We start from the raw sequence: 452 nt of genomic DNA, 5'->3' as shown, positions 1-452 counted from the left end.
GTTTCAAACCGGTCTACGACTACTGCTACTGGCAGAAAGAGGCCTGACATGGCGGATGGCGGCAATCGCATCGTGCTGGTCGCGGCCTGCGCGCTGATCGATGCGGATGGCCGCGTGCTGCTTGCCCAGCGTCCGGAAGGCAAATCGATGGCCGGGCTCTGGGAATTTCCGGGCGGCAAGGTCGAGAAGGGCGAGACGCCGGAGGAGACGCTGGTTCGCGAGCTCCGGGAAGAACTCGGCATCGAAACCAAGATCCCCTGCCTCGCGCCGCTGACCTTTGCCAGCCACGCCTATGACGATTTCCACCTGCTGATGCCTCTTTATATATGCAGGCGCTATGAGGGCATCGCGCGCGGACTTGAAGGCCAAGCGATCAAATGGGTGCGGGCGAAGGATCTTCGGAGCTTCCCGATGCCGCCCGCCGACGACCCGCTCGTGCCGTTCCTCACCGA

General features: G+C 63.1%; 1 protein-coding gene. It reads left to right on the top strand.

Going from position 1 to position 452, the window contains the following annotated elements; genetic code table 11:
* Positions 1 to 48: 48 nt before the first annotated feature.
* On the top strand, positions 49 to 452 hold a 404-nt coding region (locus tag AC1D0P_RS29480), incomplete at its 3' end, for a (deoxy)nucleoside triphosphate pyrophosphohydrolase (RefSeq protein ID WP_477679974.1).

Source organism: Polaromonas sp. P1_G2, assembly GCF_056405515.1.
This window is presented reverse-complemented; position numbering and strand designations above follow the sequence as displayed.